The sequence below is a fragment of the Hoeflea algicola genome, from assembly GCF_026619415.1.
Lineage (GTDB): Bacteria > Pseudomonadota > Alphaproteobacteria > Rhizobiales > Rhizobiaceae > Hoeflea > Hoeflea algicola.
On the sequence record NZ_JAOVZR010000001.1, the window covers coordinates 999,650 to 1,023,936 of the forward strand.

Below are 24,287 nucleotides of genomic sequence, written 5' to 3' on the forward strand. Positions count from 1 at the left end.
GCCACGTCCAAGCATTGACGTCGGGCCACCGCCTTCATACCTATAGAGCAAGTGATTTGAAACACGTCTCTTCCGGACCTTGACCCCGGCAAGGAGGTATTATGACTGACACCGTATCGGTAACACTGTCGCAGTCGGCGGCAAACCGCATCAAGGCAATTGTCTCCGCCGAGAAAGGGAAATCCGCATTGCGCGTCTCGGTCGAAGGCGGAGGCTGCTCCGGCTTTTCCTACAAGTTCGATCTCGATGACCAACCTGCTGAGGATGACGTCGTGCTTGAACGCGACGACGCACGTGTGCTCATCGATCAGGTTTCGCTGGTCTACATGGCCGGGTCGGAGATCGATTTTGTCGATAATCTGATGGGCCAGGCGTTCCAGATCAAAAACCCCAACGCGGTCGCCTCCTGCGGTTGCGGCACCAGTTTTTCGGTCTAGACACCAATTTCCATCATCGGCCGCAGTTAAAGGACCACCGTCTTGAAAATCGCCACCTGGAACATCAATGGCGTCAAGGCGCGGCTCGAAAACCTGCAGTCCTGGCTTCGCGAGAGCGATCCCGACATCGCCTGCCTGCAGGAGGTGAAATCCGTCGATGAGGGGTTTCCCCGGCTGGAGATCGAGGCACTGGGCTATCACGTCGAAACCCACGGCCAGAAGGGCTTTAACGGGGTAGCTATCCTCTCAAAGCAAAGCCCCGACGAGGTCAACCGAGGGCTCCCGGGCGACGACGAAGATGTTCAGGCGCGTTTCATGGAGGCGGTATTTTCCACTGGTAACGGGGTTTTGCGCGTTGTGTCGCTCTATCTGCCCAACGGCAACCCGGTCGACACGCCGAAATTCCCCTACAAGCTTGGCTGGATGGAGCGTCTGCAGGCGTTCGCAGCCGACCGGTTGGCGCTGGAGGAACCGCTGGTGCTCGCCGGCGATTACAACGTCATCCCCGAGCCAGTCGATTGCCACGATCCCAAGGTCTGGGAAGGCGACGCCCTGTTCCGGCCTGAAAGCAGAGCCGCCTTCCGCAGGCTTGAAAATTTGGGCTTCACGGACGCCCTACGCGCTGTGCACGATCAGCCCAAAACCTATACGTTCTGGGATTACCAGGCCGGTGCATGGCCCAAGAACAATGGCATCCGTATCGATCATCTGATGCTCTCGCCGGAAGCCGCCGGGCTATTGCAATCGGCCAACGTTGAAAAACACGTCCGCGGCTGGGAGAAACCGTCTGATCACGTTCCAGTGGCAATATCGCTGGACGTCTGACTGGCCAACCCGTCAGACGCACGTCCCACGACACTTGGCGCCCACGGGCGATCTGGACCGCGCAAACTTGCCAAAAAGCAGCTTCAGGCGCATCATGGAACCATGAGACGCAGGCGGTTACGGCATTTGGCAACAGGCATCGGTCTTTTGGCCGTGCTGGTCCTTGTCGCGCCCCCTGCCTTTGCTGGCCAGGATTGTGAATGCCTGGGCAACGGTAAAAAGGTCAAGGAAGGCGGAATCGTCTGCCTTCAGATCGGCTCAACCACGCGCTACATGGCGCGCTGCGAGCGCAATCTCAACAACACCAGTTGGAAGAAGATTTCGGATGGCTGCCCGGTGGCGCAAATGTCGCCATGGGCCAGCGCAGGAACCATCCACCAACCCGGCTGAATGTCGGACCACTGAGGTGCGCGTCACGGCAATCGCTTTTTGATGTCACGCTTTGCGGCAAGCAATCGCTGGGCGGTCAGTTCAGGCCCTTGGCCAGCATGTCCTGGGCCAGCGCCACCGCCGTGCGGCGATCGGCTTCCCCAGCCAGCGAAAAGGCCCGTTCCTGCAAGCCCTGGATCCAGGGTCTGTCGGCAGGAGCCGAGCGCTCAAGCGCCGTCGTCATGAATGCCAGTCCACGCACGACCTGACCTTCCTCGAACACCACATTGCCAAGCACGGCGGACGCCGCCGGGTGACCGCTGACGCGAGCCCGGTTAAGCCATTTCTTGGCCTGCTGGATATCGTTGGCGCCGCCCTGACCTTCCAGGATCATCCGGCCCAAACGATATTGCGCTTCAGGCACGCCAAAAGCCGATGCTGCCTGGAAATAAAGCTGGCGCGCGGCTCCCAGATTGGCCTTTATCGGGCTGCCGGGAATGCCTTTCTGATAATAGATCGCTAGCGACAACAGCGCGTTGACGAAATAACCGGTATCCTGCGATCCCGGCTCAACACCCTGACGCGCAATATCATCATAGATCTTGAACGCTTCGTAATCGTTTTCAACCACGCCATCGCCATAGGCATACATGTTGGCCAAGGCCCAGCGAGCGCCAGGATGGCCTTTTTCCGCAGCATACTTATAGGCTTCGACAGCCTCGTCCTTGTGGCCTTTCTTGTAGGCCGAAAACCCGAACTTGAAGAGGTCGAATGGGCCCGATTCAGGAGACACACCGCTGTTGGGATCAAACGCTCGCGCCGGCCCGCTCGCGCCGATGGCGGCAGCAAGCATGGCGTAAAACAGGCCGGTCCGGGTAAGACTAAATATCCGCATAGCAGTGCTTTTCTTTCGCTCCGCCCGGATGGGTAACTGCGCCATAACGCGCTGATCCCACCGTCTGGGCGTATTTCCACAGCGCACCCGATGCATAATCGGTTTCCCGTGCTGTCCATTTTTCCCTGCGCGCAGCCAGTTCCTCATCGGACAGCTGCACATTCAAAACCCCGTCAACAGCATTGATCTCGATGATGTCGCCATCCTCAAGCAAGCCGATTGGTCCGCCTTCTGCAGCTTCCGGGCAGACATGGCCGATACAGAAGCCGCGGGTTGCGCCGGAGAACCGGCCATCGGTGATCAAGGCCACCTTGTCGCCCATGCCCTGGCCGTACAACGCCGCAGTGGTCGACAGCATTTCGCGCATGCCGGGGCCACCCTTGGGACCCTCATAGCGGATCACCAGAACCTCACCTTCCTTATAGGAGCGGTTTGTGACGGCCTCAAAGCACTCTTCTTCCGAATCGAAACAACGCGCCGGGCCAGTAAATTTCAACTGCGACATACCCGCGACCTTCACGATCGCGCCGTCCTCGGCGAGGTTGCCTCGCAAACCGACAACACCGCCGGTAACGGTGATTGGCTTGTTGGCCGGGTGAACCACATCCTGCTGATCATTCCAGCGAACGTGCTCCATGTTTTCGGCCAAAGTACGGCCTGTCACCGTCATGCAATCGCCATGAAGATAGCCGTGCTCAAGCATGGTCTTCATCAACAATGGAATCCCGCCAGCCTCGAACATATCCTTGGCGACATATTTGCCGCCCGGCTTCAGATTGGCAATGTAGGGCGTACGTTCGAAAATCTTGGCTACATCGAAAAGGTCGAACTCAATCCCGCATTCATGGGCGATCGCCGGCAGATGCAAGGCCGCGTTGGTCGACCCGCCGGTGGCCGAAACCACTGCAGCCGCATTTTCCAGCGCCTTGAGGGTAACAATGTCACGCGGGCGGATCTGCTTGGCGATCAATTCCATGATCTTTTCGCCGGCTGCATAGCAAAACTGATCACGCATTTCATAAGGCGCCGGCGCGCCGCAGGAATAGGGCAAGGCCAGGCCAATGGCCTCGGCCACTGTCGCCATGGTGTTGGCAGTAAACTGCGCGCCGCAGGAACCGGCCGAAGGACAGGCCACCTGTTCGATTTCCAGCAGGTCCTCATCCGACATATTGCCAACCGAATGCTGTCCCACCGCCTCGAACACATCCTGAACGGTAATTTGACGACCGCGGAAACTGCCGGGAAGAATCGAGCCGCCATAGATGAAGATCGACGGCACATTGAGCCGCACCATCGACATCATCATGCCCGGCAGCGATTTGTCGCAGCCAGCCAGACCGACAATCGCGTCATAGCAATGGCCACGCATGGTCAGTTCAACTGAATCGGCGATCAGATCACGGCTGGCCAGTGAGGCCTTCATGCCCTGATGGCCCATGGCGATGCCGTCGGTGACGGTAATGGTGCAGAATTCGCGCGGTGTACCCTTGGCAGAGGCAACACCCTTCTTGACCACCTGCGCCTGGCGCATCAGCGAAATATTGCAGGGCGCGGCCTCATTCCAGCATGACGCCACACCTACCAGCGGCTGCGCGATTTCCTCACTCGAAAGTCCCATCGCATACAGATACGACCGGTGTGGCGCCCGCGCAGGGCCAACGGTGGTGTAACGGCTAGGAAGCTTGGACTTGTCGAATGGTGTGGCGGTCATAATATCCTCAGACGCGTCTGGCCAAAAAACCGAGCCGCGGAGCCGAACTGGAGGTTTGGCCTGCGCCTTGTTTGTGGCGGGAAATGGGCACATTGCGCCCACCTGTTTCATAGCAGATGCATTCCCAAAAAAGTGTTGCGAATTCGTCACAATGCGTGATCACGATCACCCAAGGAGCACATATCGCAATAAAATTACGGCGCGGCCGGGTGAACTGTCCACTCGCAGCCCTGCGCAACGGACTCGCCTCGAACTCAAGATCGGAACGACCATGGGGATAAACCAAAAACCCCGCCACTTGGGCGGGGTCTGGTAGTTTCGACAATGTCGGCGCTGTCTAGAACTTGACCGACGCGCTGGCTGAGAGGGCATAACCCCATTCACTCGGCGATACCGCGGTGTAATCAACAGCACTCGCCGTCTTCGACTTGTTGCCGCTCGCGAAGTGAATCGCAGCGCCGCCGGCGCGGATCTGGATCTTTTCGTTGACATCGTATGCCACGCCACCGGCCAGCGTCCAGGTGTCGGTCAGAGTGTCCCAGCCGGTGGTAACACCACGGTCCCAGGTCAGCGATGCCGATGCTGCCAGTTGCTCGTTAAAGCGGTGGGCGACGCCACCGGTCACGGTCCAGCCGTCCTTGAAAAAGAACCGCGAGGTCGAGAACGGGGTGCCGGCAATGCCTTCAGTCAGGGTAATCGACTGCAGCACGCTCCACTCGGTCCACTTGATGCTGCCGAATGCGAGCCAGCCCGGTGCAACGCCAGACTGCACGGCCAGCTCAACGCTTTGCGGCAAGCTTGCATTGGTCGTCGCCGTCGTTGACATGTTTGCACCATAGACGGCGGCGGCCTGTACCGGTGTCAATGCACCGCCAGCAACCGCCAAGGTCGCAAACGGGGTATTGGTGTACATGCCGGTCGCGGTGTGGTCGGTCTGCGAACGGTACATCAACGACGCCTTGAGGGCGATCTCCGGGATCTCATAGGCTAAACCAAGGCGATAGCCCCAAGCATCCGATGAGACATTGATCTTGCTATCGCCGACAGTGCCGAACGCGAGATTGAAATTCCGTGCCTGATCATACTCGATATATTCGTTGAATACGCCGCCGATGAAAGAAATCCGCCCCTTGCCCAACTCATAGCGATAGGAGCAGGTCAGGCCGAGTTCGCGGGTCGCCAGCGACTGGCTGGCAATGTGATAGGTGATATCCCCAGAATAGCTCGAATCCGCGCCATAGGGCTGGGAGTAGGAGCCGACACAGGCGGTGTTGGCGAAAATTTCGCCACCTGCCGATGCATAGGGCACGGCAAAGGAATCGCCGAACTCCACGGCCCCCTGAGCAAGCGCGGCCGGGGCTCCGCCAACCACGCGCAACCCCGTCACGCTTGAATAGGAACGACCAGGAGCGACATAGGTCACACCACTGTAAATGCCCAGACTGTCGGAAAACAGACCGTCGAGATTGGCACTGCCGCGATTGAAGCCGCCTGCCTGCGCCACAGAAACCATTGCCGCGCTTGCAGCGAGTACGGCGACGAGTGTTTTCAAATTACCGGTAATCATGAATCCCCTCCAGGACGTAAAAGCTTACGATTGACATGATTAGGTAAAGTTTTTTGCAACTTTGTAAACCGCGCGTGTCCGCCCTCCGCCACAACGTCTGCCTGCAAGCGCTCAGTTCCTGGCAAAAAGCCGCCCAAACGCACCAAAATCGAGAAAAATTGGGCGGTGCGTGTGCTGTTCAGCCCCAAAAACCCTTGTTATCTCTGGTCAGAATCAGGATTTGTTGCAATTCCGTCACATTTGCCATGATTTTGCTCGAATCCCGAATCAGCCCCGCGGCAAAATCACCCGTGCGCCAAAAACAGCAACGGCGGCCCGAAACAAGGGGCCGCCGGCGCAGATTCGCATACTGCCAGTCTCAGTATCAGTCAGCTTGCCCGAGACGTTCGATGGCCATTGACAGCTTTTCTCTCTGGCCGATCAGGTCGGCAAGTTTTTCACGTTCGGCGGCAACGACCTCGGGCTTGGCATTGGCCACGAACTTGTCGTTTCCAAGCTTGCGTTCGATCTTGTCGATATCGTCGGCCACCTTGCCCAGAGCCTTCTGCAGACGCGCTTTCTCAGCATCCAGATCAATCAGGTCGCCGAGCGGCAGGCAGGCGGTCGCCTCGCCAACCACGATCTGCGCCGACCCGCGTGGCGCCGTAGCCTCCAGCAGGATGTCGCTGACCCGTGCCAGCCGCATGATCGCCGGTTCGTGCCGGACCAACCGTTCGCCGGTTTCGGTGTTGGTGCCCACCATCACCAGCGGCGCCTTGGCCGAGGGCGGAACATTCATCTCCGCCCGGACCGAACGCAGACCGGACACAAGATCGATCAGCCAGTTTATTTCCGCAGCAGCGGCCTCATCCTCGAACACCGGCTCCGGCCAGGCCGCGTGACAGGCAAGCCCTGCCCCCTCGCCCGCCAGATGGGCCCAAAGCTCTTCGGTCATGAACGGCATGAACGGATGCAACAGCTTGACCGCCTCCGCCAGAACATGCGCCGCGCAGGCACGGGATTCAGCCTTTGCGGCCTCGTCCTCGCCCATGAATACCGGCTTGAGCAATTCAAGATACCAGTCACACACCTGGTGCCATACAAAACGGTACAGCGCGCCCGATGCTTCGTTGAACTTGTAGCCCTCAATCGCCGTCTTGACTTCAGCCGCGGTGCGGGTGAGCTCGGTCAGAATCCAGCGGTTGATCGTCAGCTTAACCGAGGCCGGATCGAAATTCGGGTCCAGCGCAGCACCGTTCATGTCGGCAAAGCGCGTGGCATTCCACAATTTGGTGCCGAAATTGCGATAACCGGCGACCCGCGACGGGTCGAGTTTCACATCACGGCCCTGTGCCGCCATGATCGCCAGCGTGAAGCGCAGCGCATCGGCGCCGTACTCGTCGATCAGTTCCAGCGGATCGATCACGTTGCCCTTGGACTTGGACATCTTGGCGCCGTGCTTGTCGCGCACTAGCGCATGGACATAGACCGTGTGAAACGGTTCTTCATCCATGAAATGCAGGCCCATCATCATCATCCGGGCAACCCAGAAGAAGATGATATCGAAACCGGTCACCAGCACGTCGGTCTGGTAATAGCGGGCCAGTTCCGGTGTCTTGTCCGGCCAACCGAGCGTGGAAAACGGCCACAGTGCCGACGAGAACCAGGTGTCGAGCACATCCTCGTCGCGGGTCAGGATCTCGCCCGGCTTGAAGTTTTCGAGCTTCTCCTCGACCCAGGCCTTCCACGGTCCCTCATGGGCCAGGTAGTGCTGGATCGCCGCCTCAAGCGCTGCTTCCTCGTCCTTTTCAACGAACACCTGTCCGTCGGGACCGTACCAGGCCGGGATCTGGTGCCCCCACCACAATTGCCGGGAAATGCACCAGGGTTGGATGTTTTCCATCCAGTCGAAATAGGTCTTTTCCCAATTTTTCGGGACGAAGTTGGTCCGCCCTTCGCGCACGCTCTCGATCGCCGGCTTGGCCATCTCGGCGGCGTTGACATACCACTGATCGGTCAGGAACGGCTCGATCGGCACGCCGCCACGGTCGCCATGCGGCACCATGTGGGTGTGCGGCTCGACTTCGTCGAGCAGCCCCAGTTCTTCCATCTTGACGACAATTTCCTTGCGCGCCGCAAACCGGTCCATGCCATCGAGTTCTTCAATTACCTCGATCAGCTTACCTTCCACGGCAATGCCTTCGAGAAAGTCCTCGTTGTCCTTGAGCGTGATGCGCGCATCGGTCGTCAGGATGTTGATGGCCCTGAGATGGTGGCGCTTGCCCACCTCGAAATCGTTGAAATCATGGGCCGGCGTGATTTTCACGGCCCCTGATCCGGCGGTTTCGTCGGCATAATCGTCACCGACAATGTCAATGCGGCGACCGACCAGCGGCAGGATCGCCTGCTTGCCGATCAGATCCTTGTAGCGGGAATCCTCGGGATTGACGGCAATCGCCGTGTCGCCGAGCATGGTTTCCGGCCGCGTCGTTGCGACAATGATGTAGTCGCGCGTTTCGTACTGGTAGGTATCGCTGTCCTCGTCGTGGGAGACAGGATGCTCATAGGTGACGCCGTCAGCCAGCGGATAGCGGAAATGCCAGAGATTGCCCTTGATCTCGACCGGTTCGACCTCAAGGTCGGAAATCGCCGTAAGCAGCTTCGGATCCCAGTTGACCAGCCGCTTGTCCTTGTAGATCAGCCCTTCCTTGTAAAGGCTGACAAACACCTCAAGCACCGCGCGCGACAGGCCCTCATCCATGGTGAAGCGTTCGCGTGGCCAATCGCAGGAAGCACCCAATCGCTTGAGCTGGTTGAAGATGATCCCACCCGATTCATCCTTCCAGTTCCAGATTCGCTCGACAAATTTCTCGCGCCCGACCTCATGTCGGTTGGGTTCCTTGCGCTCGGCCAGTTGCCGCTCGACAACCATCTGCGTTGCGATGCCGGCATGGTCCATGCCGGGCTGCCACAACACGTCACGCCCCCGCATCCGCTGGAAACGCACCAGAATATCCTGCAGCGTGTTGTTGAGCGCGTGCCCCATATGCAACGAGCCGGTGACATTGGGTGGCGGAATGACGATGCAATAGGGCTCCGCCCCGGGTTTCGCGCCAGCGCCGGCGGCAAACGCATTGGCGTCTGCCCAGCGTGTCGCAATTTTCGGCTCTACGGCCGCAGCGTCATAGGTTTTTTCAAGCATGTTCGGGTAACCGCCTGCATCATGTGGGACAAGGCTCGGATAAACCGGAACGGCCGGGCTAAGTCAACAACAAGGCGGTCAGGCAAGATCGATGGTCACCCACCGAATGCCAATGCGTTTGCGCGCATCAGCCAGCAAAGATGCCCATGGCGTGGCCATCTCCCCCGCCGGCTGCGCGCTTCATATGTCGATAAAACAGTTCGCCGTCAGCTTCTGTTGCCGCGCGACACCCGCTCGATTTCTTCGCGAACCAGCCGCTCGACAAGGGTCGGCAGATTGTCATCGAGCCATTGGCTGAGCATCGGCTTGAGCATTTCCTCGGCGATTTCGTCAAACGACCGTGTTTGCCCTGCCGCGATAGCCGAGCTCAACTCGTCAAACGCCGCAGCGACTTTTTCTCCGGTATGCAGGGAAACCAGCTGGCTTCCGCCTGTCTCCGGCTTGCCAGCGCTTGCAATTTTGGGTTCAGATTCCTGCTGCACCTCGGTGTCCTCCTGCTTGGCAGGCTCGGAAGACTTTACGGGCTCAACGGTTTCCAGTCTGGGCGCGATCGACACCACCGGATCGTTGGAGACCAGCGCCTGCCTGAGTTCTTCCGCCACGGCGTCGTCGATTGCGGCCTCGGCGTCCGCCCCCGGGTCAGCAGCGACTGCAGCCAAAGCTTCCGGGGACAAGCGTACACGCGCCGCCACATCGGCGAGCGAGACCGGTTCCGAGCGCTGCGGCTCTTCCGGCGCTGCGCTTTGCTCAGTCGCTTCATCCTCGGTAACATCGTCGCTGGCAAAGCCTTTGCCGCGAACGCCATTGCTCACCGAGCTTTCAAAGTCTGATTCTGATTCGTCCGCATAATCGTCGTGGGCACCGTCATAGGCGGCACCCGCCTCGTTTTCACCCGCGGGTTCATTATTCTCGATGATCCTGCGGATGGACGCCAGAATTTCTTCCATCGACGGTTCGCGCTGTGCGCCGGCCTGTCCCATGATTACGCTCCGTTACTCTCGTCGCTCGGCTCATGACCACCGGCGAATCACCCTTTGACTGTAGGGCATCAGCGAAGCATTGAGAATCACGCTTGTGAACGGATCCTCGATCATGCACAGGATTTGCAATAATCAGTAGACGGAAATATAGCCTCTAACGGCCGTCAATGGTGCGCAGACCATACCAACGATCTTTGGTAGCCTCGTAATGATCTTCGGCACGGTAATTGGCGACACGCAGCCCAAGCCGGTCAACGGTCAATTTGCCGGTGGAGGCGAGCACCGAGAAACTTGCCAGGATGGCGTTGCGTTCGGATTGGGAAATCGCTTCCTTGGCGTTGAGCACGGTTTGCTGCGCATTCAGCACATCGAGCGTGGTCCGCTGTCCGACGCGGCGTTCCTCGACAACTCCGTTCAGTGCCAGATTGGCGGCCGAAAGCTGGGCGCGATTGGCCTCAATGGTTGCCTGTGCCGCTTCCATCTGGGTCCACGACGTAATCACCGACTGCTGGATTGAACGCCGGGTCTTGTCGACCAGGATGCGCTGTTGGCCCAGTTGCTCCTTGGCTTGACGAACCCGTGCCGACGCCGCGCCACCCTGATAGAGCGGAACCGTAACCCGAGCCTCGACCCGCGCCGTACTCACGCCGCCATCAGCCTCGGAGACCGATCCGCTCAATTTCACGCCCGGCAGGAACGTTCCTTCCTGGGATTTGACGTTGTAGCCTGCGGCATCAACGCCATAGAGCGACGCCAGCACTGCCGGATGTTCCGTGACCCCTTGCGAAACCGCACTGTCGAGAGTCGGCGGCAACAGTTTGCGCGGCAGCGCCACGGCCTTGAGGCTCTTCGGCATGGTGCCGACGATCTGCGCATATACGGCGGCACTCGATTTCGCCTGGGCAATCGCCGCCGTCAGGCTCGCTCGGGCACCTGCCAGTTGCGCTTCGGCGAGACTGACATCCGTACGGGTGCTTTCGCCGACATCAAACCGGGCCTTTGCCGCGGAAAATTGCTCCTGCAGGAAGGCGATATTCTGTTTCCGGTACACCACGATCTGGTTGTCGCGGTTGACATTGACATAGGCCTGGACGGTGGCCAGCAGGATATCGATCTCGGTGCCGCGCAGGTTTTCCCGTCCGGCAAACACCTGCGCCTCTGCGGCGCGCACATTGTTGCGTGTCTGAAATCCGTCAAAAAGTGTCTGATTGATCGACACCCCGACACTGGCGGCGTCTGTCTGAAAGCCCTCGGTATTGGTCGATGACGCGACTGCTTCAGCGGCGATGATCGGCCGGTAGCCCGATTTCGCCAGTGCCACGCCTTCGTCGGTCGCGCGCAATCCTGCCCGCGCGGCATTCAGGTCCGGGTTGTTTTCATAGGCCTTGGCCATCGCCTGATACAAAGTTTCAGCAAAAGCCGGCTGCGGAGATATAGCCACCATCGAAATGACCGCGACACAGGCGAGCGACTTGGTAAAAAACGACACGAGCAAACACTCCAGCATGCGCACAACCGGGAAACCCGAAACAGCGCAGGATACGATATTGGTGAAACACCAAATATTTAAGGTACCACATATATAACCGGCACCGCCCGACGCAATCTTACAAACGGTCTATACAGGTACTAAACACAGCAAAGTGACCTTCGCGCAACAGCACGACATTTCATAACATCGGTGACAGCGGTCTCGCGCCTGCGTCTAGAAAACAAATTCTCGCGTTTTGCGAAAACCGGGCAACGGCTTGATCGACACATTGAACGCGGGTCTGCCGGAGACCACACCGCCATCCTTGACATACACATATGCCTGGGCCGCGGCCCCCATCCCGATCGCCGCGATCAGACGACCGCCCTCGCGCAACTGCTCAAACAGCGCCTCCGGCACGACTTCCACCGCACCGTTGAAGATAATCACGTCATAGGGTGCCTCGGCAGCATAGCCCTTTTCCAGATCCCCGGTGACGACGGCGACATTGTCGTAGCCGGTATCGCTGAGCTTGGCACTCGAAGCTTCGGCCAGCGTACCATCGCTTTCAACCGCAACAACCGACCCGGCAAGCATCGACAACAGCGCCGCGGAATAGCCCACCCCGCAGCCGATCTGCAGAACCACCTGATCGGGCGTGATCTGCGCCAGCTGCAACAACTTGGCCAGCGGCGATGGCTCCATCACGTAACGCGCAACCCCGTTCTCGTCACTCGAAGTGATCTGAAGGTCGGTGTCGATATAGGCCAGCGGCTTGAGCGGCGTCGGCAGAAAATCTTCGCGCGCCACAGTCAGGAAGGCCTTCAGGACCGAATGCGAGGTCACATCGGTTGTGCGTATCTGATTGTCCACCATCTTCTGGCGAGCGTCTTGATAGTCGGTGCCCATCCGGTCTCTCCGATGCATCTGGTTCGCGCTTCAATAAAGCGCGGAACCGACAGTTTCAAGCTGAACCACAGGCGCACCGGCAATATTCCCTGTTTTCGGTGCCTGAGTTGTCGATAATGTCGCGGTCGATGTCCACAACCCCCTTGCGTCTGCTTGATTCTCCGTCTATTTGCCAGCCGTCCGGTGTCAGACCGGCATGAGGCCTCGTGGCGGAGTGGTTACGCAGAGGACTGCAAATCCTTGCACCCCGGTTCGATTCCGGGCGAGGCCTCCAACTCCCGCTCCCGAATACAGCAATACCGAGATATAAACGCCAGACATCGCGCGCACTATCGTTTGCATCGCGCGATTGAGCAGTTACGGCATTTTCTGCCGTCGGGAAACGACGCTCCCGTCAGCTTCGCACCGGCCAGAACCGCTCCTTCCATATCTGCATCGCTCAGATTGGCTCCGCCCAGATCCGCGCCCTCAAGATTGGCCAGGCTGAGATCCGCTCCGATCAGATCTGCCCACGTCATATCTGCCCGCGCCAGGTTCGCGCGCGACAGGTTGGCTCTGCGCAAAGACGCTCCGCTCAGGTTCGCACGGGTAAGATTGGCCCTGTTCAGGCCTGCGCGTGTCAGGTCGGCGCCACTCAGATTGGCACCGGTCAGGTTCGCGCTTCTCAGACGCACGGCCCGCATGTCCGCTCTTCTCATGTCCGCCCCGGAAAGGTTGGCATGGTTGAGGAAGGTGCCTGCCAAGTTTGCCCAGGTCAGGTTCGCCCCCATCAGATTGGCTCCGTTCAAGTCCAACCGTCGCAGGCTCGCCCCGTTGAGATCGCACCCGCGCCAATTGACCCCGGGCGCAGGCGGATCCCCGCACGCAGCCAACGTGTCGGCAATCGCACCAAACGACAGGAGAATGGCTAAGCAGACAAACTTCATGGAAATATCCCCGCTTGAAGCAATGGATAATCCGGTGTTCCGCGAATGGAGCAACGTCTGTCAGGTTACGGGCACCATGCGCGCTTCGCCAAGCCATTTCTCAATAATCACCGCTTGCAGCCGCGTTGACCGAACCGCCGCCCCCGGAGGTCGGGACGAGGCCACCCGAATCAATCAGGTGTCATGGTTTGTTGGTTTGGTTGGCCCTTGCCGCTTCGACCGGGCAGGTTTGCGCCGTTCGAGCTTGACCACAAGCGAACGCCGCCAGCGTCGTACCATCGGCAAATCCTGCGACAGAATCAAAAAACCGAGGGGTATCATCCAGAAACCGAGAATCGGTAAAAACCCAAAAAAACCGCCGATAATCAGGCCGGCCCCCAACGCCACCCGGACCGGAGCGCGCGCAGGCAGGCCAATGGTCCTCCGTCCGACCCGGATTTCGCCGCGGGCGGCGTTGAAACTGAAAGCGCTCTTTTTCGCCATTTAAACCTGCATCTGCCGAACCTTCCGGCTGCCAGCCAAGCCTATCAGATGGGTTTTCCCGCCTGGTTTGGCAAGATAGATGCCTTTTTCTTGAAAAACAGCTTGGCAAATCAGAGAGGCATTTGTTATAGGCCCCACACACTGCTTAAGGCGGTGATCCCCGGTAGCTCAGTGGTAGAGCAATCGACTGTTAATCGATCGGTCGCTGGTTCGAATCCGGCCCGGGGAGCCAGATTCAGGAAAGGTCGCACCCTTCATCGGGTGCGGCCTTTTTCATTTCCTGGCCCGACATGGTTCGCAAGGCTGCCGAACGCCCTGATTTTATTTCCTGAAACTTCTGATCCGTCTTTTCCGTAGAGCCGTATGACACAGTCAAAGGCCGGGCAATTACGCCCAAGCGGAACCAGATTTTCAAATATGTCCCATGATGACAGCATCCTCAGCGATACCGCCATTGTCTGGTACCGCAACGATTTGCGCACCGGCGATAATGCAGCACTGCTGGCGGCAAGCCAGCACCGCGCAGTTGTGCCGGTGTTCATACACCAGCCCGTCACGCCCGCCCGCCCGCTCGGTGGTGCGCGAAACTGGTGGCTGCATCACTCGCTTGCACGGCTGGGCGAACAACTCGAAAGTTTAGGCGCGCCTTTGCTGCTGCTGACTGGCGACCCGGAGGAACTGGTTCCCCGTCTGGTGCAATCGACCGGCGCCTCGGCAGTTTACTGGAACCGGCGTTACGATCCGGCTTACCAGGACGCTGATGCCGCACTCAAGCATCAGCTTCAATCAGACGGCATCGTCGCCGAGAGCTTTGCCGGCCAGTTGCTGCATGAGCCGACGCGACTGCGCACCGGCAGTGGCGGATTTTATAAGGTCTACAGCCCGTTCTGGCGCGCAATTGAACCAGATCTCGATAATCGGCCTCCCGCTCCTGCGCCACAAACACTGGCACCGCTTGTCCCTGTTCCGGCGTCCGAAAATCTTGATGACTGGAAATTGTTGCCGACAGGACCGGATTGGGCTGGCGGTCTCGTCAAGGCGTGGCTTCCCGGAGAAGAAGGCGCCAAGGAGCGGCTTGCCGAATTTCTCGATGAACGCCTGCCCGATTACGCCGAACGCCGCGATGTGCCCGGTGTTGCGGCCACTTCCGGATTGTCGCCGCATCTCGCCCATGGCGAGATCACACCGGCGCAAATCCTCGAAGCACTCAAACACAGCGACACCGAAGCATCAACCGCCGATCGTACAGTTTTTCGCAAGGAAATTGGCTGGCGCGAGTTTTCCTGGCACCTGCTGGCCAACCGACCAGACCTCGCGAATTCCAATTACAGCAGCAAATTCGATAATTTCCCCTGGATTGCCCCGTCAGACCAGGCGCTTTCGGCATGGCGCAAAGGCATGACCGGTTACCCGATTGTCGACGCCGGCATGCGCCAGCTCTGGCAGACAGGCTGGATGCACAACCGCGTGCGCATGGTCACTGCTTCTTTCCTGACCAAGCATCTGATGATCGACTGGCGCCAGGGCGAAAGCTGGTTCTGGGACACGCTGGTCGACGCCGATCCCGCATCCAACGCCGCAAGCTGGCAATGGGTGGCCGGATCGGGTGCTGACGCGGCCCCCTATTTCCGCATTTTCAACCCGGTGCTTCAGGGCGAAAAATTCGACCCCGAAGGCGATTATGTCCGCCAGTTCGTGCCGGAACTGGCGCAGATGCCCAACCGCTACCTCCACAAGCCCTGGGCCGCACCCGACGACGTGCTGGCAAAAGCCGGTGTCCGGCTGGGCGAAACCTATCCCGAACCCGTTGTCGACCATCAGACGGTGCGCAACCGCGCGCTTGCCGCCTATCAGCAGATCAAGGATGTCGCATGAACGTTCATCTCAAGCCATTCGCCACCTCCACCGGCCGCCAGCGTCTGCGCGTTGCCGTTATCGGCTCCGGCATCTCCGGCGCGTCGGCAGCTTGGGCCATGCGCGATTTGCACGACGTCACGGTCTACGAATCAGCCTCGCGTGCCGGCGGCCACACCGCTACCGTGGATATTGACTATGATGGCGCTACGATCCCGGTCGACACCGGCTTCATTGTCTATAACGAACTCAATTATCCCAACCTGACCGCACTTTTTTCCCATCTCGGTGTCGATACCCATGACAGCGACATGAGCTTTGCGCTCTCGCTCGATCACGGCAAGCTCGAATGGGGCGGCGACAATTTATCGACGCTGTTTGCCCAGAAGCGAAACCTGCTGCGCCCGTCCTTCCTGCTGATGCTGCGTGAAATCCTGCGCTTCAACAAGATCTGCCTGCAGGACCGCGCCGCCGGCCATCTTACCGCCCGTTCGATCGGCGATTATCTCAACTGGCGCGGCTTTTCACCGGGCTTCATGAACAATTACCTGGTGCCGATGGCTGCCGCCATATGGTCAACGCCCGCCAAGCGACTTCTTGAATTCCCGGCTACCTATTTCGTCAATTTCTTTGAAAACCATCGGTTGATCTATTCGGAACGGCCGACCTGGCGCACTGTCACCGGTGGCAGCCGCAATTATCTCGACAAACTGCTGGCGCCGCTCGGCAACCGGGTTCGGCTCAATACCGGCGCCGTCTCGGTTCGCCGCGGCGGGGCGGGCGTCGATATTCTCGACACCACCGGCCGCCTCGAGAGCTACGACCGGGTGATCTTCGCCTGCCACACCGACCAGGCATTGCGGATCCTGGATAACCCGACAGCAGCCGAAACAGCCGCTCTCACCGCCATACCCTACAGTCCCAACAGGGTGATTCTGCATCGCGACGAGCGCTTGATGCCGACCCGCAAGAAAGTCTGGGCCTCTTGGAACTACATGCGCTCTTCCGTTCCCCAGAGTGACGCCAATGTGGCGGTTTCCTACTGGATGAACCGCCTGCAAGGAATCGATCCGGCCAAACCATTGTTCGTTACACTCAACCCTGATCGCGAGCCAAGGTCGGAACTGGTGTTTGGCGAATACAGCTACGACCACCCGCAATTCGGCAATAACGCCATGCAGGTGCAGGCGCGTCTGAAACAGATCCAGGGCGACAATCATACCTATTTCGCCGGCGCATGGACCGGCTACGGGTTCCATGAGGACGGGCTTACCTCCGGCATCAATGCAGCCGAGGCGCTGGGCGCCACCCTGCCCTGGCGCCAGCCCGCAGCAACCCCGCTGGAATTGGCTGCTTGAGCATGAACATTCCCGCCCCTGCGACCCCTGCCATGGACCAACGGCGCCCGGCCTCGCTTTATGCTGGTGATGTCATGCACCAGCGCATGAAGCCGGTCGGCCATCGCTTCCGCTACAAGGTCTACTCGCTGCTGATCGATCTCGACCAGCTTGACCAGGCCGATCGTCTGTCGAAGCTGTTTTCGGTCAACCGCACCAACCTGATGTCGTTTCATGAATCAGATCATCTGCGCGGGTCCCAGGCAAAGACCCTTCGTGCCCATGTCGACGCGCTGTTGCATGCCGCCGGTCTCGACCAACCCGCCGCCCGCATCGAACTCGCCTGCTACCCACGGATCTTCGGCCACGTCTTCAATCCGCTGTCGGTCTATTACGCTTATGACAGCGACGATGAACCCGTTGCGATGATCTATGAAGTGCGCAACACTTTCGGCGAAAGCCACACCTATGTGTGTCTTGTCGAGGACGGCGAGGCGACACCGGCCGGCATCCGCCAGAGCCGGGCGAAGAACTTCTATGTCTCGCCCTTCATCGAGCTTGAGATGCGCTACAACTTCCGCATGAACAGGCCGGCAGAACAGCTCAAATGGCGCATTCTGGAGACAGACCAGTCTGGGCCGTTGCTTGCTGCGACCTATAATGGCACACGCAGAGACCTCTCGAACCGATCTATTGTCGCTTGCCTATTGCAGATTCCGCTTCTGCCGTGGAAGATTGTCGGCGGCATTCACTTCGAAGCGCTTAAATTGTGGCTCAAGGGAATGCGTACCGTGCCGCGCCCGGCGCCGCCTCCCATGGCGAGCTTTCGCGATCAGGGAAAGCTCGATCATCCGGTGGCCAAGCCGTGACGGAGCAACTGATGGCAGAACTGAGGAGGCTCTGCGCATGAACAACGAAGCCACCTGGAACGAGTTTGAACAGGCTGAACGGCTGTCAACGGAAAACCTGTCCGCCTATCTGCGCGGGCTGCCGGCAAAAGCAAAGATGGCTTTGCGCGGCCTCTTGCACATGGGCCATGGCCGTCTGTCGATCCGCATGCCGGATGGACGCTGGGTGCTGATCGAGGGCCACACAGCGGGGCCCGAAGCCGCGCTGATCCTGCACAACTGGAATCTGGCGCACAGGGCGCTGACCGGCGGCACCATCGGCGTTGCCGAATCTTACATCGATGGCGATTGGGAAAGCCCCGATGTCACCGCTTTCCTGGAATTGTTTCTGGTCAATGTCGAAGTCGGCGACACACTCGCCGGCGGCGCCCGTGGTCTTGCCCGGCTGGTTGAGATGGTTCGCCACTGGCTACGCTCCAACACCCGCACCCAGGCCAAGAAGAACATCTCGGCCCACTACGATCTGGGAAATGAATTTTACAGCAAATGGCTCGACGAGACGATGACCTACTCGTCGGCGCTCTACGGTACCGGCGCCAATGACCTTGCTTCGGCCCAGACAGCGAAATACCGCGCGCTGGCCGAAGCGGTCGGGCTCAAGGCTGGCGACCATGTGCTTGAAATCGGTTGTGGCTGGGGTGGATTTGCCGAATTCGCTGCACGCGAGATTGGCTGCCGCGTCTCCGGGCTGACCATATCCGACGAGCAACTGGCTTTTGCCCGCGAACGCATCGAAAAGGCCGGATTGGCCGACAAGGTGGACCTGCGGTTTCAGGACTACCGCGACGAAACCGGTTCCTATGATGCGGTGGTCTCGATTGAAATGTTCGAGGCCGTGGGTGAGAAATACTGGCCTGGCTATTTCGCCAAGGTACGGCAATGCCTCAAACCCGGCGGTCGCGCCGGATTGCAGATCATTACCATCAAGCCCGAGGCCTACCAGACCTACCGCGCCAATCCCGATTTCATCCAGCGCTATGTGTTTCCGGGCGGCATGCTGCCAACTGAGACCCACCTGACCTCGCTTGGCCAGGCTGCCGGTCTCGACATGATCGACCACCGCGCCTTCGGTCCCGATTACGGGCGCACGCTGGCTGAATGGCGGCAACGGTTCTGGGATGCCTGGGAGGAGATCCAACCACTTGGGTTCGATACCCGCTTCAAGCGGCTCTGGGAATTCTACATGTATTACTGCGAGGCCGGCTTCCGCTCTGGCCACATCAATGTGCGCCAGGTGGTCTACAGCTAGAAACACCCACACACTTCACCCGCACCAGCATGTAATCGCCGGGTGCGGGTGAACCATCTGCACGCCACCCCCGTAGACACAGGCACCGAGGCGTCAGGCCAACCCTGGCCCAACTCTGGCCCAACCCTGGCATTGACCAACAATCAGGTGAACCTGTGGATACCGAACTGCCGGACTCGTCGCGCCGCCCGCCAGTACTGGCACGCGGCCAGATCATCGCCTACGCCCTGCCCGCCATTCCGCTGGCGGCGCTGTCGCTGCCACTTTATGTGCTGGTTCCGACTTTCTACACCGAAACCCTTGGCCTATCGCTCGCTTCGGTTGGCTTTGCGCTTTTGCTGGTGCGCCTGTTCGATGCAGTCAACGATCCTTTGATTGGCTGGGCTGCGGACCGGTTCCGGCCCCGTTTCGGCCGCCGCCGCACGCTGTTTGCACTGAGCCTGCCGTTAACGGCCGTTTCGGCACTGATGCTGTTCTGGCCACCCGCCGTCGTCACGACAGCCTGGCTCGTCGGATGGGGGCTGATGCTGTCGCTCGGCTATACCGCGGCGCTGATCCCGTTTTCAGCCTGGGGGCGGAACTGGCCACCGATTACCATGGCCGCGCCCGCATTGCCGGCTCGCGCGAGGCGTTAACGCTGGTCGGCACGCTGATCGCCATTGCGCTGCCCTTTGCCATCGGCTTTGATCAGAGCGCCAACGCCCAGCCCGGTGGGCTGCACGGGCTTGCGGTACTCGGCATTGTCGTGTTCGCAGCGCTGCCACTGCTGGGCGCAATCGCGGTGATCTTCACACCCGAACCGGCGGAACATTCCCGCACCCGGCTTGACCTACGCGCCAGCCTCGCACATCTGGCCCGCAACCGGCCGTTTGTCCGGCTGATCGCTGCCTTTTTCCTCAATGGCCTCGCCAACGGTATTCCCGCCACGCTGTTTTTGTATTTCGTTTCCGAGCGGCTCGGCCTGCCCGACGCGCGCGGACCGCTGCTGTTTCTCTATTTCCTCTGCGCCATCGCCGGCGTGCCCCTCGCCACCTGGGCTGCACGCGGTTTTGGCAAGCACCGCGCCTGGTGCTACGCCATGCTCGCCGCGTGCCTGGCCTTCGCACCGGCGCCGCTACTTGGCGAAGGAAACCTCGTGGGCTTCGCGCTGATCTGTGTTGTCACCGGCTTGCTGCTGGGGTTTGATCTCGTGCTGCCGCCGGCAATCCAGGCCGATGTCATCGACGTCGATACGGCGGACTCCGGCGAACAGCGCTCCGGCGCCTATTTCGCGGCCTGGAGTCTCGCCACCAAACTTTCGCTTGCCGGCGGCGTCGGCATTGTCTTTCCGTTGCTTGCCGGATTTGGCTTCGATCCATCGTCCAATGTTGGATCAGTGCAAGGCCTGACCGCCTTGGCCATCGCCTATGCCTGGGCGCCGATCGCCGCCAAGCTCGCCGCCATCGCCTTGATGTGGAATTTCCCGCTCGACGAGGCCACCCAAATAGAACTTAGAAACCGCATCGAGACCACTTGATCAGGCCGTCTGCAACGGCCGCTTCTTCCAGCCGGTCGCCGCATTCATCAGCCAGAAATAGACGGGATAGGGGAGAAATTGCAGCGCCTTGAGAACAAAGGTGAAGCGCCGCGGAAAGGTAATCTCGAAGGCGCTGGATTTCAGCCCCCGGGCAATCCGGTTGGCCGCCTCTTCAGGCTGCAAGAGCGCAGGCATGGCAAAGGCGTTGTCTTCGGTGGCAGGTGTGTCGACAAAACCCGGATTGATCACCTGGATATGGACGCCAAGCTTGTCGAGATCGAATTTCAGGCTTTCGGCCATGTTGATCAGCGCCGCCTTGGTCGCGCCATAGGCAGCGCTTGTCGGCATACCGCCATAGCCGGTAACGGATGAAACAATGGCCAGTTGCCCACGTCGCCGCGCTTTCATGTGCGATAGTGCAGGCACCAGACCATTGACGACGCCGGACAGATTGACCGCGAAGCTCGTGTCGAAATCCGCGACCTTCAACTGTTCACCGTAAACCGGCAGATAGACGCCGGCATTGAACACGGCAAGCGCAAGTCCGCCTCGATGCGCGTCGATCCGTTCAACGATCGCAGCCATCTCGTTGGCACGGGTCACATCGCCCGGCGCGGCAATGACCCGACCCATGAGGCCGCTGGCATCGCGCTCGAGTTCAGCCAGTTGGTCGACGCTGCGCGCGGTGGCAAACACCACAAACCCCTCGCTCGCCAATGTGAGTGCCAGCGATCGACCGATGCCGCTTGAGGCGCCGGTAATCCAGACAGCTCCGTCTGCTGGTTTGGCGATGTATTGGGTCATGCGTTTCTCCAAGCAGGCAATCTGCACCTTGATACGTTGCAGGCGGCGGCCCGGTTCAGGAGATTTGCAAAAATTCCGCCGGGCTTAGCCGATAAGATCACCGATCATCTGCCGGAACGAGCCAGTCATCTTCAGGGGCGCATCCATTACCGCAAGCCCGATGCAGGGCCGCTCGGCGTCAGCGCAAGGGCGATGATCCACCGAATCGTCGGCCACCGAAATATCACCGCGGCCATAGTGACCGCGTGAATCTGAAAATGCGCCGTCGAGCACCAGTGACAATTCGCTGCCCTCATGGGTATGTGCCGGCACGGTACGGCCCGGCTTGATCCAGAACAGATTGACGTGACAGCCGTCGATGTCGCCGAGATCATATTCGCGGTAACCCGGCAAGCGCGTCCGCCACGGCACATCACCGGCGTCAAAGCCGATGAAATCGCGCAACACCTGCGGAAACACCACTGCATCGGGTTTCGGCGCAGCGGCAACGGTCTCCGGCGCCTGTGATTCTATGATCGCAGCGAGCATCGCGTCGCGGTCCGACAGTGCGGCGGGATCGATCTCCATCAGCGCCTGCCCCGCCATCGCCTCGAGATTGGCGACCCTGACCCGATTTTCGGGTTTGAGTTCAAGATGCGCTTCCACCAGCACCCGCGCCGGTGCCGGAAGCGTACCGGCGACATAGCGCGCCAGCAGCGAATCGATCGTATCAATGTGTTCACGCACCATGCGTCGTCAGCTTCCTGTCGGTTCAGGAGATTGTCATCCACCCTTCGGCGCAATCAGCCCAGGCTGTCAAATCCAAGTGTCACTTTCTACGCGTGACCCTTCATTCCGGATCACTGGAACATATGATTTCCCATTTTTGCGGGTTTGAGGCAAATAATCCCTTGTGGCATGCCCGCACAGCGGCTGTTTTCTTGCAACAAGGCCCTTGAGGAGCCAGAACAGGCTGCTTAACCTTCGACCGCCCGGGTGATGCATATGTCTGGGTGACACACAAATGACAGGAATGACCATGCCCCCGCTTGATTCTGTTCTCGACGCCATCGGCAACACCCCACTAATCCGGCTCAAAGCAGCCTCGGAAGCCACCGGTTGCACCATTCTGGGCAAGGCAGAATTCCTCAATCCGGGTCAATCGGTCAAGGACCGGGCGGCGCTGGAGATCATCCGCGACGCCGAATCAAAAGGCCTGCTGCGCCCCGGTGGCACTATTGTCGAGGGAACTGCCGGCAATACCGGCATCGGACTGGCGCTGGTCGCGCGCGCACTCGGCTACAATACCGTCATCGTCATTCCTGAAACCCAGAGCCAGGAAAAGAAGGATGCGCTGCGTCTGCTTGGCGCGGAACTGGTCGAGGTGCCCGCGGCACCCTACCGCAACCCCAACAATTATGTCCGCCTGTCCGGACGACTGGCCGAGCAGATCGCCAAATCCGATCCCAACGGCGCGATCTGGGCCAATCAGTTCGACAATGTCGCCAACCGTCAGGCCCACGTCAAAACCACGGCGCCGGAAATCTGGAACGACACAGCCGGCAAAGTCGATGGATTCATCTGCGCTGTCGGCTCCGGCGGCACGCTCGCCGGCGTTGCCGAAGGCCTGCGCGGCTTCTCATCCGATATCAAGATCGGGCTTGCCGATCCCGATGGCGCGGCGCTGCACAGTTTCTATACAACAGGCGAGCTAAAATCCGCCGGCGGGTCGATCACCGAAGGTATCGGCCAGGGCCGGATTACCGCCAACCTGGAAGGCTTCAAGCCTGATTTTTCATACAATATTCACGATTCCGAAGCCATTCCGCTGGTCTTCGACCTGCTCGCACAGGAAGGCCTCTGCCTCGGCGGTTCATCCGGCATCAACATCGCCGGCGCCATCCGCATGGCCCGCGACATGGGCCCAGGCCACACCATCGTCACCGTGCTCTGCGACTACGGCAACCGCTATCAATCGAAGCTGTTCAATCCGGAATTCCTGACCTCCAAGGATCTGCCGGTTCCCGAATGGATGACCCGCAAGAGCAATTTCTCGATCCCCTTTATAAGTGAATGACCCCCATGAAACCGCTTTTTCTTGAAGACGCCTATCTGTCCACAGCCGAAGCGGAGGTGGCCGGCATCCGCGAGGATGGCGGCATTGTGCTTGACCAGACCTGCTTTTACGCAACGTCAGGTGGTCAACCCGGAGACACCGGTTTTCTCGAGCGTGAAAGCGGCGACAAGATTGTCATCGCCGGTACCGTCACCGGCGAGACCAAGGCCGAGATCATCCATATCCCTGCGCCCGACCAGGCGGTGCCCGAGATCGGCGAGAAACTGGTGATGCATATCGACTGGGATCGGCGCTACAAGCTGATGCAGATGCACACGGCCTGCCACCTGCTCTCGGTCATCTGCCCCTACCCGATCACCGGTGCTTCCGTCAGCGAGACCGACAGCCGCGTCGATTTCGACATGTCCGACACCATCGACAAGGCCGAGGTCACCACCAGATTGATGGAACTGGTCAACGCCAACCACCCGATCTTCATCCGCTGGATCGCCGAAGCTGATCTTGATGCCAACCCGACACTGATCAAGTCCAAGAACGTCCGGCCGCCGCGTGGCCAGGGCCAGATCCGGTTGGTTTGTATCGGCGAGGATTCCAGCATCGACAGCCAGCCCTGTGGCGGCACCCATGTTGGCGAAACCGCCGAAGTGGGCGAAATCCACATCGGCAAGATCGAGAAAAAGGGCAAGGAAAACCGGCGCTTCCGGATTCTGTTTCGGCCCGGCGCCTGCTTGACCGGTAGTCCGCAGCGCTGCAGTTCGGTGCCGGTAGATCGCTCCTTTTACACGTTCTTAACACCCGGAGCATAACGG

20 protein-coding genes, 2 tRNA genes and 1 pseudogene are annotated in these 24,287 nt (G+C 59.6%); 13 read left to right on the forward strand and 10 right to left on the reverse strand.

Annotated features, from left to right (window positions below; genetic code table 11):
• Nucleotides 1-101 precede the first annotated feature (101 nt).
• From erpA to OEG84_RS05000, 3 genes are all read left to right on the forward strand, one after another.
• Nucleotides 102-437 (forward strand): iron-sulfur cluster insertion protein ErpA, encoded by a 336-nt coding sequence (erpA, locus tag OEG84_RS04990; protein WP_267652703.1) that lies wholly within the window; start codon nucleotides 102-104, stop codon nucleotides 435-437.
• Between the two features lie 42 nt (nucleotides 438-479).
• Nucleotides 480-1,262, forward strand: a complete 783-nt coding sequence (gene xth, locus OEG84_RS04995; RefSeq protein WP_267652704.1) for an exodeoxyribonuclease III — start codon at nucleotides 480-482, stop codon at nucleotides 1,260-1,262.
• 126 nt (nucleotides 1,263-1,388) lie between these two features.
• A complete protein-coding gene (locus tag OEG84_RS05000) occupies nucleotides 1,389-1,652 on the forward strand; it encodes a hypothetical protein (protein ID WP_267652705.1) in 264 nt (87 codons plus the stop codon).
• Between the two features lie 76 nt (nucleotides 1,653-1,728).
• On the opposite strand, the gene OEG84_RS05005 is transcribed toward OEG84_RS05000, so the two are convergent.
• The 7 genes from OEG84_RS05005 to OEG84_RS05035 form a co-directional block, all read right to left on the reverse strand.
• Entirely contained in the window at nucleotides 1,729-2,526 is a 798-nt protein-coding gene (locus tag OEG84_RS05005; protein ID WP_324288175.1) for a tetratricopeptide repeat protein, read from the reverse strand.
• Nucleotides 2,513-4,237 (reverse strand): dihydroxy-acid dehydratase, encoded by a 1,725-nt coding sequence (gene ilvD / locus OEG84_RS05010; RefSeq protein WP_267652706.1) that lies wholly within the window; start codon nucleotides 4,235-4,237, stop codon nucleotides 2,513-2,515. Before ilvD ends, OEG84_RS05005 begins: the two co-directional genes overlap by 14 nt.
• Nucleotides 4,238-4,574: 337 nt before the next feature.
• Entirely contained in the window at nucleotides 4,575-5,804 is a 1,230-nt protein-coding gene (locus OEG84_RS05015) for an OmpP1/FadL family transporter (protein ID WP_267652707.1), read from the reverse strand.
• A 364-nt stretch (nucleotides 5,805-6,168) separates the two neighbouring features.
• A complete protein-coding gene (locus OEG84_RS05020) occupies nucleotides 6,169-8,985 on the reverse strand; it encodes a valine--tRNA ligase (protein ID WP_267652708.1) in 2,817 nt (938 codons plus the stop codon).
• Between the two features lie 206 nt (nucleotides 8,986-9,191).
• Entirely contained in the window at nucleotides 9,192-9,965 is a 774-nt protein-coding gene (locus tag OEG84_RS05025) for a PopZ family protein (RefSeq protein WP_267652709.1), read from the reverse strand.
• Between the two features lie 154 nt (nucleotides 9,966-10,119).
• Nucleotides 10,120-11,454 (reverse strand): TolC family outer membrane protein, encoded by a 1,335-nt coding sequence (locus tag OEG84_RS05030; protein WP_324288176.1) that lies wholly within the window; start codon nucleotides 11,452-11,454, stop codon nucleotides 10,120-10,122.
• Nucleotides 11,455-11,670: 216 nt separating this feature from the next.
• The gene (locus OEG84_RS05035) at nucleotides 11,671-12,345 is read right to left on the reverse strand and encodes a protein-L-isoaspartate O-methyltransferase family protein (protein WP_267652711.1); all 675 of its coding nucleotides are present in this window, start codon (nucleotides 12,343-12,345) and stop codon (nucleotides 11,671-11,673) included.
• A gap of 200 nt (nucleotides 12,346-12,545) precedes the next feature.
• Between OEG84_RS05035 and OEG84_RS05040 the strand changes: the two genes are divergently transcribed.
• Nucleotides 12,546-12,619 (forward strand) — tRNA-Cys (locus OEG84_RS05040).
• Between the two features lie 55 nt (nucleotides 12,620-12,674).
• On the opposite strand, the gene OEG84_RS05045 is transcribed toward OEG84_RS05040, so the two are convergent.
• Nucleotides 12,675-13,271, reverse strand: coding sequence for a pentapeptide repeat-containing protein (locus tag OEG84_RS05045; RefSeq protein WP_267652712.1), 597 nt, complete (start codon nucleotides 13,269-13,271; stop codon nucleotides 12,675-12,677).
• On the opposite strand from OEG84_RS05045, the gene OEG84_RS05050 reads away from it, so the two are divergent.
• The 7 genes and pseudogenes from OEG84_RS05050 (at nucleotide 13,249) to OEG84_RS25455 (ending at nucleotide 20,618) form a co-directional block, all read left to right on the forward strand.
• Nucleotides 13,249-13,758, forward strand: coding sequence for a hypothetical protein (locus OEG84_RS05050; RefSeq protein WP_267652713.1), 510 nt, complete (start codon nucleotides 13,249-13,251; stop codon nucleotides 13,756-13,758). The genes OEG84_RS05045 and OEG84_RS05050 overlap by 23 nt on opposite strands.
• A gap of 153 nt (nucleotides 13,759-13,911) precedes the next feature.
• Nucleotides 13,912-13,986, forward strand: a tRNA-Asn gene (locus OEG84_RS05055).
• 185 nt (nucleotides 13,987-14,171) lie between these two features.
• Complete coding sequence (locus OEG84_RS05060) at nucleotides 14,172-15,629, forward strand: cryptochrome/photolyase family protein (RefSeq protein ID WP_267652714.1); 1,458 nt, start codon at nucleotides 14,172-14,174, stop codon at nucleotides 15,627-15,629.
• Nucleotides 15,626-16,966, forward strand: a complete 1,341-nt coding sequence (locus OEG84_RS05065) for an NAD(P)/FAD-dependent oxidoreductase (protein WP_267652715.1) — start codon at nucleotides 15,626-15,628, stop codon at nucleotides 16,964-16,966. Before OEG84_RS05060 ends, OEG84_RS05065 begins: the two co-directional genes overlap by 4 nt.
• A 2-nt stretch (nucleotides 16,967-16,968) precedes the next feature.
• Complete coding sequence (locus tag OEG84_RS05070) at nucleotides 16,969-17,814, forward strand: DUF1365 domain-containing protein (RefSeq protein ID WP_267652716.1); 846 nt, start codon at nucleotides 16,969-16,971, stop codon at nucleotides 17,812-17,814.
• Nucleotides 17,815-17,851: 37 nt separating this feature from the next.
• Nucleotides 17,852-19,102 carry an SAM-dependent methyltransferase gene (locus OEG84_RS05075; protein ID WP_267652717.1) on the forward strand — a complete coding sequence of 417 codons (1,251 nt, stop codon included), beginning with the start codon at nucleotides 17,852-17,854 and terminating at the stop codon, nucleotides 19,100-19,102.
• A 269-nt stretch (nucleotides 19,103-19,371) separates the two neighbouring features.
• Nucleotides 19,372-20,618 (forward strand): annotated as a pseudogene (locus OEG84_RS25455) (MFS transporter).
• Here the strand turns inward: OEG84_RS25455 and OEG84_RS05085 are convergent.
• Both OEG84_RS05085 and OEG84_RS05090 read right to left on the reverse strand, forming a co-directional pair.
• Complete coding sequence (locus tag OEG84_RS05085) at nucleotides 20,619-21,422, reverse strand: SDR family NAD(P)-dependent oxidoreductase (RefSeq protein ID WP_267652718.1); 804 nt, start codon at nucleotides 21,420-21,422, stop codon at nucleotides 20,619-20,621. It abuts the pseudogene before it with no gap.
• A gap of 84 nt (nucleotides 21,423-21,506) precedes the next feature.
• The gene (locus OEG84_RS05090) at nucleotides 21,507-22,151 is read right to left on the reverse strand and encodes a ChrR family anti-sigma-E factor (protein ID WP_267652719.1); all 645 of its coding nucleotides are present in this window, start codon (nucleotides 22,149-22,151) and stop codon (nucleotides 21,507-21,509) included.
• A gap of 283 nt (nucleotides 22,152-22,434) precedes the next feature.
• Here OEG84_RS05090 and OEG84_RS05095 point away from each other — a divergent pair, with 283 nt between their 5' ends.
• Entirely contained in the window at nucleotides 22,435-23,478 is a 1,044-nt protein-coding gene (locus OEG84_RS05095; protein ID WP_267656094.1) for a cysteine synthase A, read from the forward strand.
• Nucleotides 23,475-24,284 (forward strand): alanyl-tRNA editing protein, encoded by an 810-nt coding sequence (locus tag OEG84_RS05100; RefSeq protein ID WP_267652720.1) that lies wholly within the window; start codon nucleotides 23,475-23,477, stop codon nucleotides 24,282-24,284. Before OEG84_RS05095 ends, OEG84_RS05100 begins: the two co-directional genes overlap by 4 nt.
• Nucleotides 24,285-24,287: the final 3 nt, after the last annotated feature.

Excerpts from the sequence above, each read along its gene's own strand:
- erpA (WP_267652703.1), top strand. The coding sequence starts at position 102 with ATGACTGACACCGTATCGGTAACACTGTCGCAGTCGGCGGCAAACCGC.
- OEG84_RS05005 (WP_324288175.1), bottom strand. The coding sequence starts at position 2,526 with ATGCGGATATTTAGTCTTACCCGGACCGGCCTGTTTTACGCCATGCTT.
- ilvD (WP_267652706.1), bottom strand. The coding sequence starts at position 4,237 with ATGACCGCCACACCATTCGACAAGTCCAAGCTTCCTAGCCGTTACACC.
- OEG84_RS05015 (WP_267652707.1), bottom strand. The coding sequence starts at position 5,804 with ATGATTACCGGTAATTTGAAAACACTCGTCGCCGTACTCGCTGCAAGC.
- OEG84_RS05020 (WP_267652708.1), bottom strand. The coding sequence starts at position 8,985 with ATGCTTGAAAAAACCTATGACGCTGCGGCCGTAGAGCCGAAAATTGCG.
- OEG84_RS05025 (WP_267652709.1), bottom strand. The coding sequence starts at position 9,965 with ATGGGACAGGCCGGCGCACAGCGCGAACCGTCGATGGAAGAAATTCTG.
- OEG84_RS05035 (WP_267652711.1), bottom strand. The coding sequence starts at position 12,345 with ATGGGCACCGACTATCAAGACGCTCGCCAGAAGATGGTGGACAATCAG.
- OEG84_RS05050 (WP_267652713.1), top strand. The coding sequence starts at position 13,249 with ATGGCTAAGCAGACAAACTTCATGGAAATATCCCCGCTTGAAGCAATG.
- OEG84_RS05045 (WP_267652712.1), bottom strand. The coding sequence starts at position 13,271 with ATGAAGTTTGTCTGCTTAGCCATTCTCCTGTCGTTTGGTGCGATTGCC.
- OEG84_RS05060 (WP_267652714.1), top strand. The coding sequence starts at position 14,172 with ATGTCCCATGATGACAGCATCCTCAGCGATACCGCCATTGTCTGGTAC.
- OEG84_RS05065 (WP_267652715.1), top strand. The coding sequence starts at position 15,626 with ATGAACGTTCATCTCAAGCCATTCGCCACCTCCACCGGCCGCCAGCGT.
- OEG84_RS05070 (WP_267652716.1), top strand. The coding sequence starts at position 16,969 with ATGAACATTCCCGCCCCTGCGACCCCTGCCATGGACCAACGGCGCCCG.
- OEG84_RS05075 (WP_267652717.1), top strand. The coding sequence starts at position 17,852 with ATGAACAACGAAGCCACCTGGAACGAGTTTGAACAGGCTGAACGGCTG.
- OEG84_RS05085 (WP_267652718.1), bottom strand. The coding sequence starts at position 21,422 with ATGACCCAATACATCGCCAAACCAGCAGACGGAGCTGTCTGGATTACC.
- OEG84_RS05090 (WP_267652719.1), bottom strand. The coding sequence starts at position 22,151 with ATGGTGCGTGAACACATTGATACGATCGATTCGCTGCTGGCGCGCTAT.
- OEG84_RS05095 (WP_267656094.1), top strand. The coding sequence starts at position 22,435 with ATGACCATGCCCCCGCTTGATTCTGTTCTCGACGCCATCGGCAACACC.
- OEG84_RS05100 (WP_267652720.1), top strand. The coding sequence starts at position 23,475 with ATGACCCCCATGAAACCGCTTTTTCTTGAAGACGCCTATCTGTCCACA.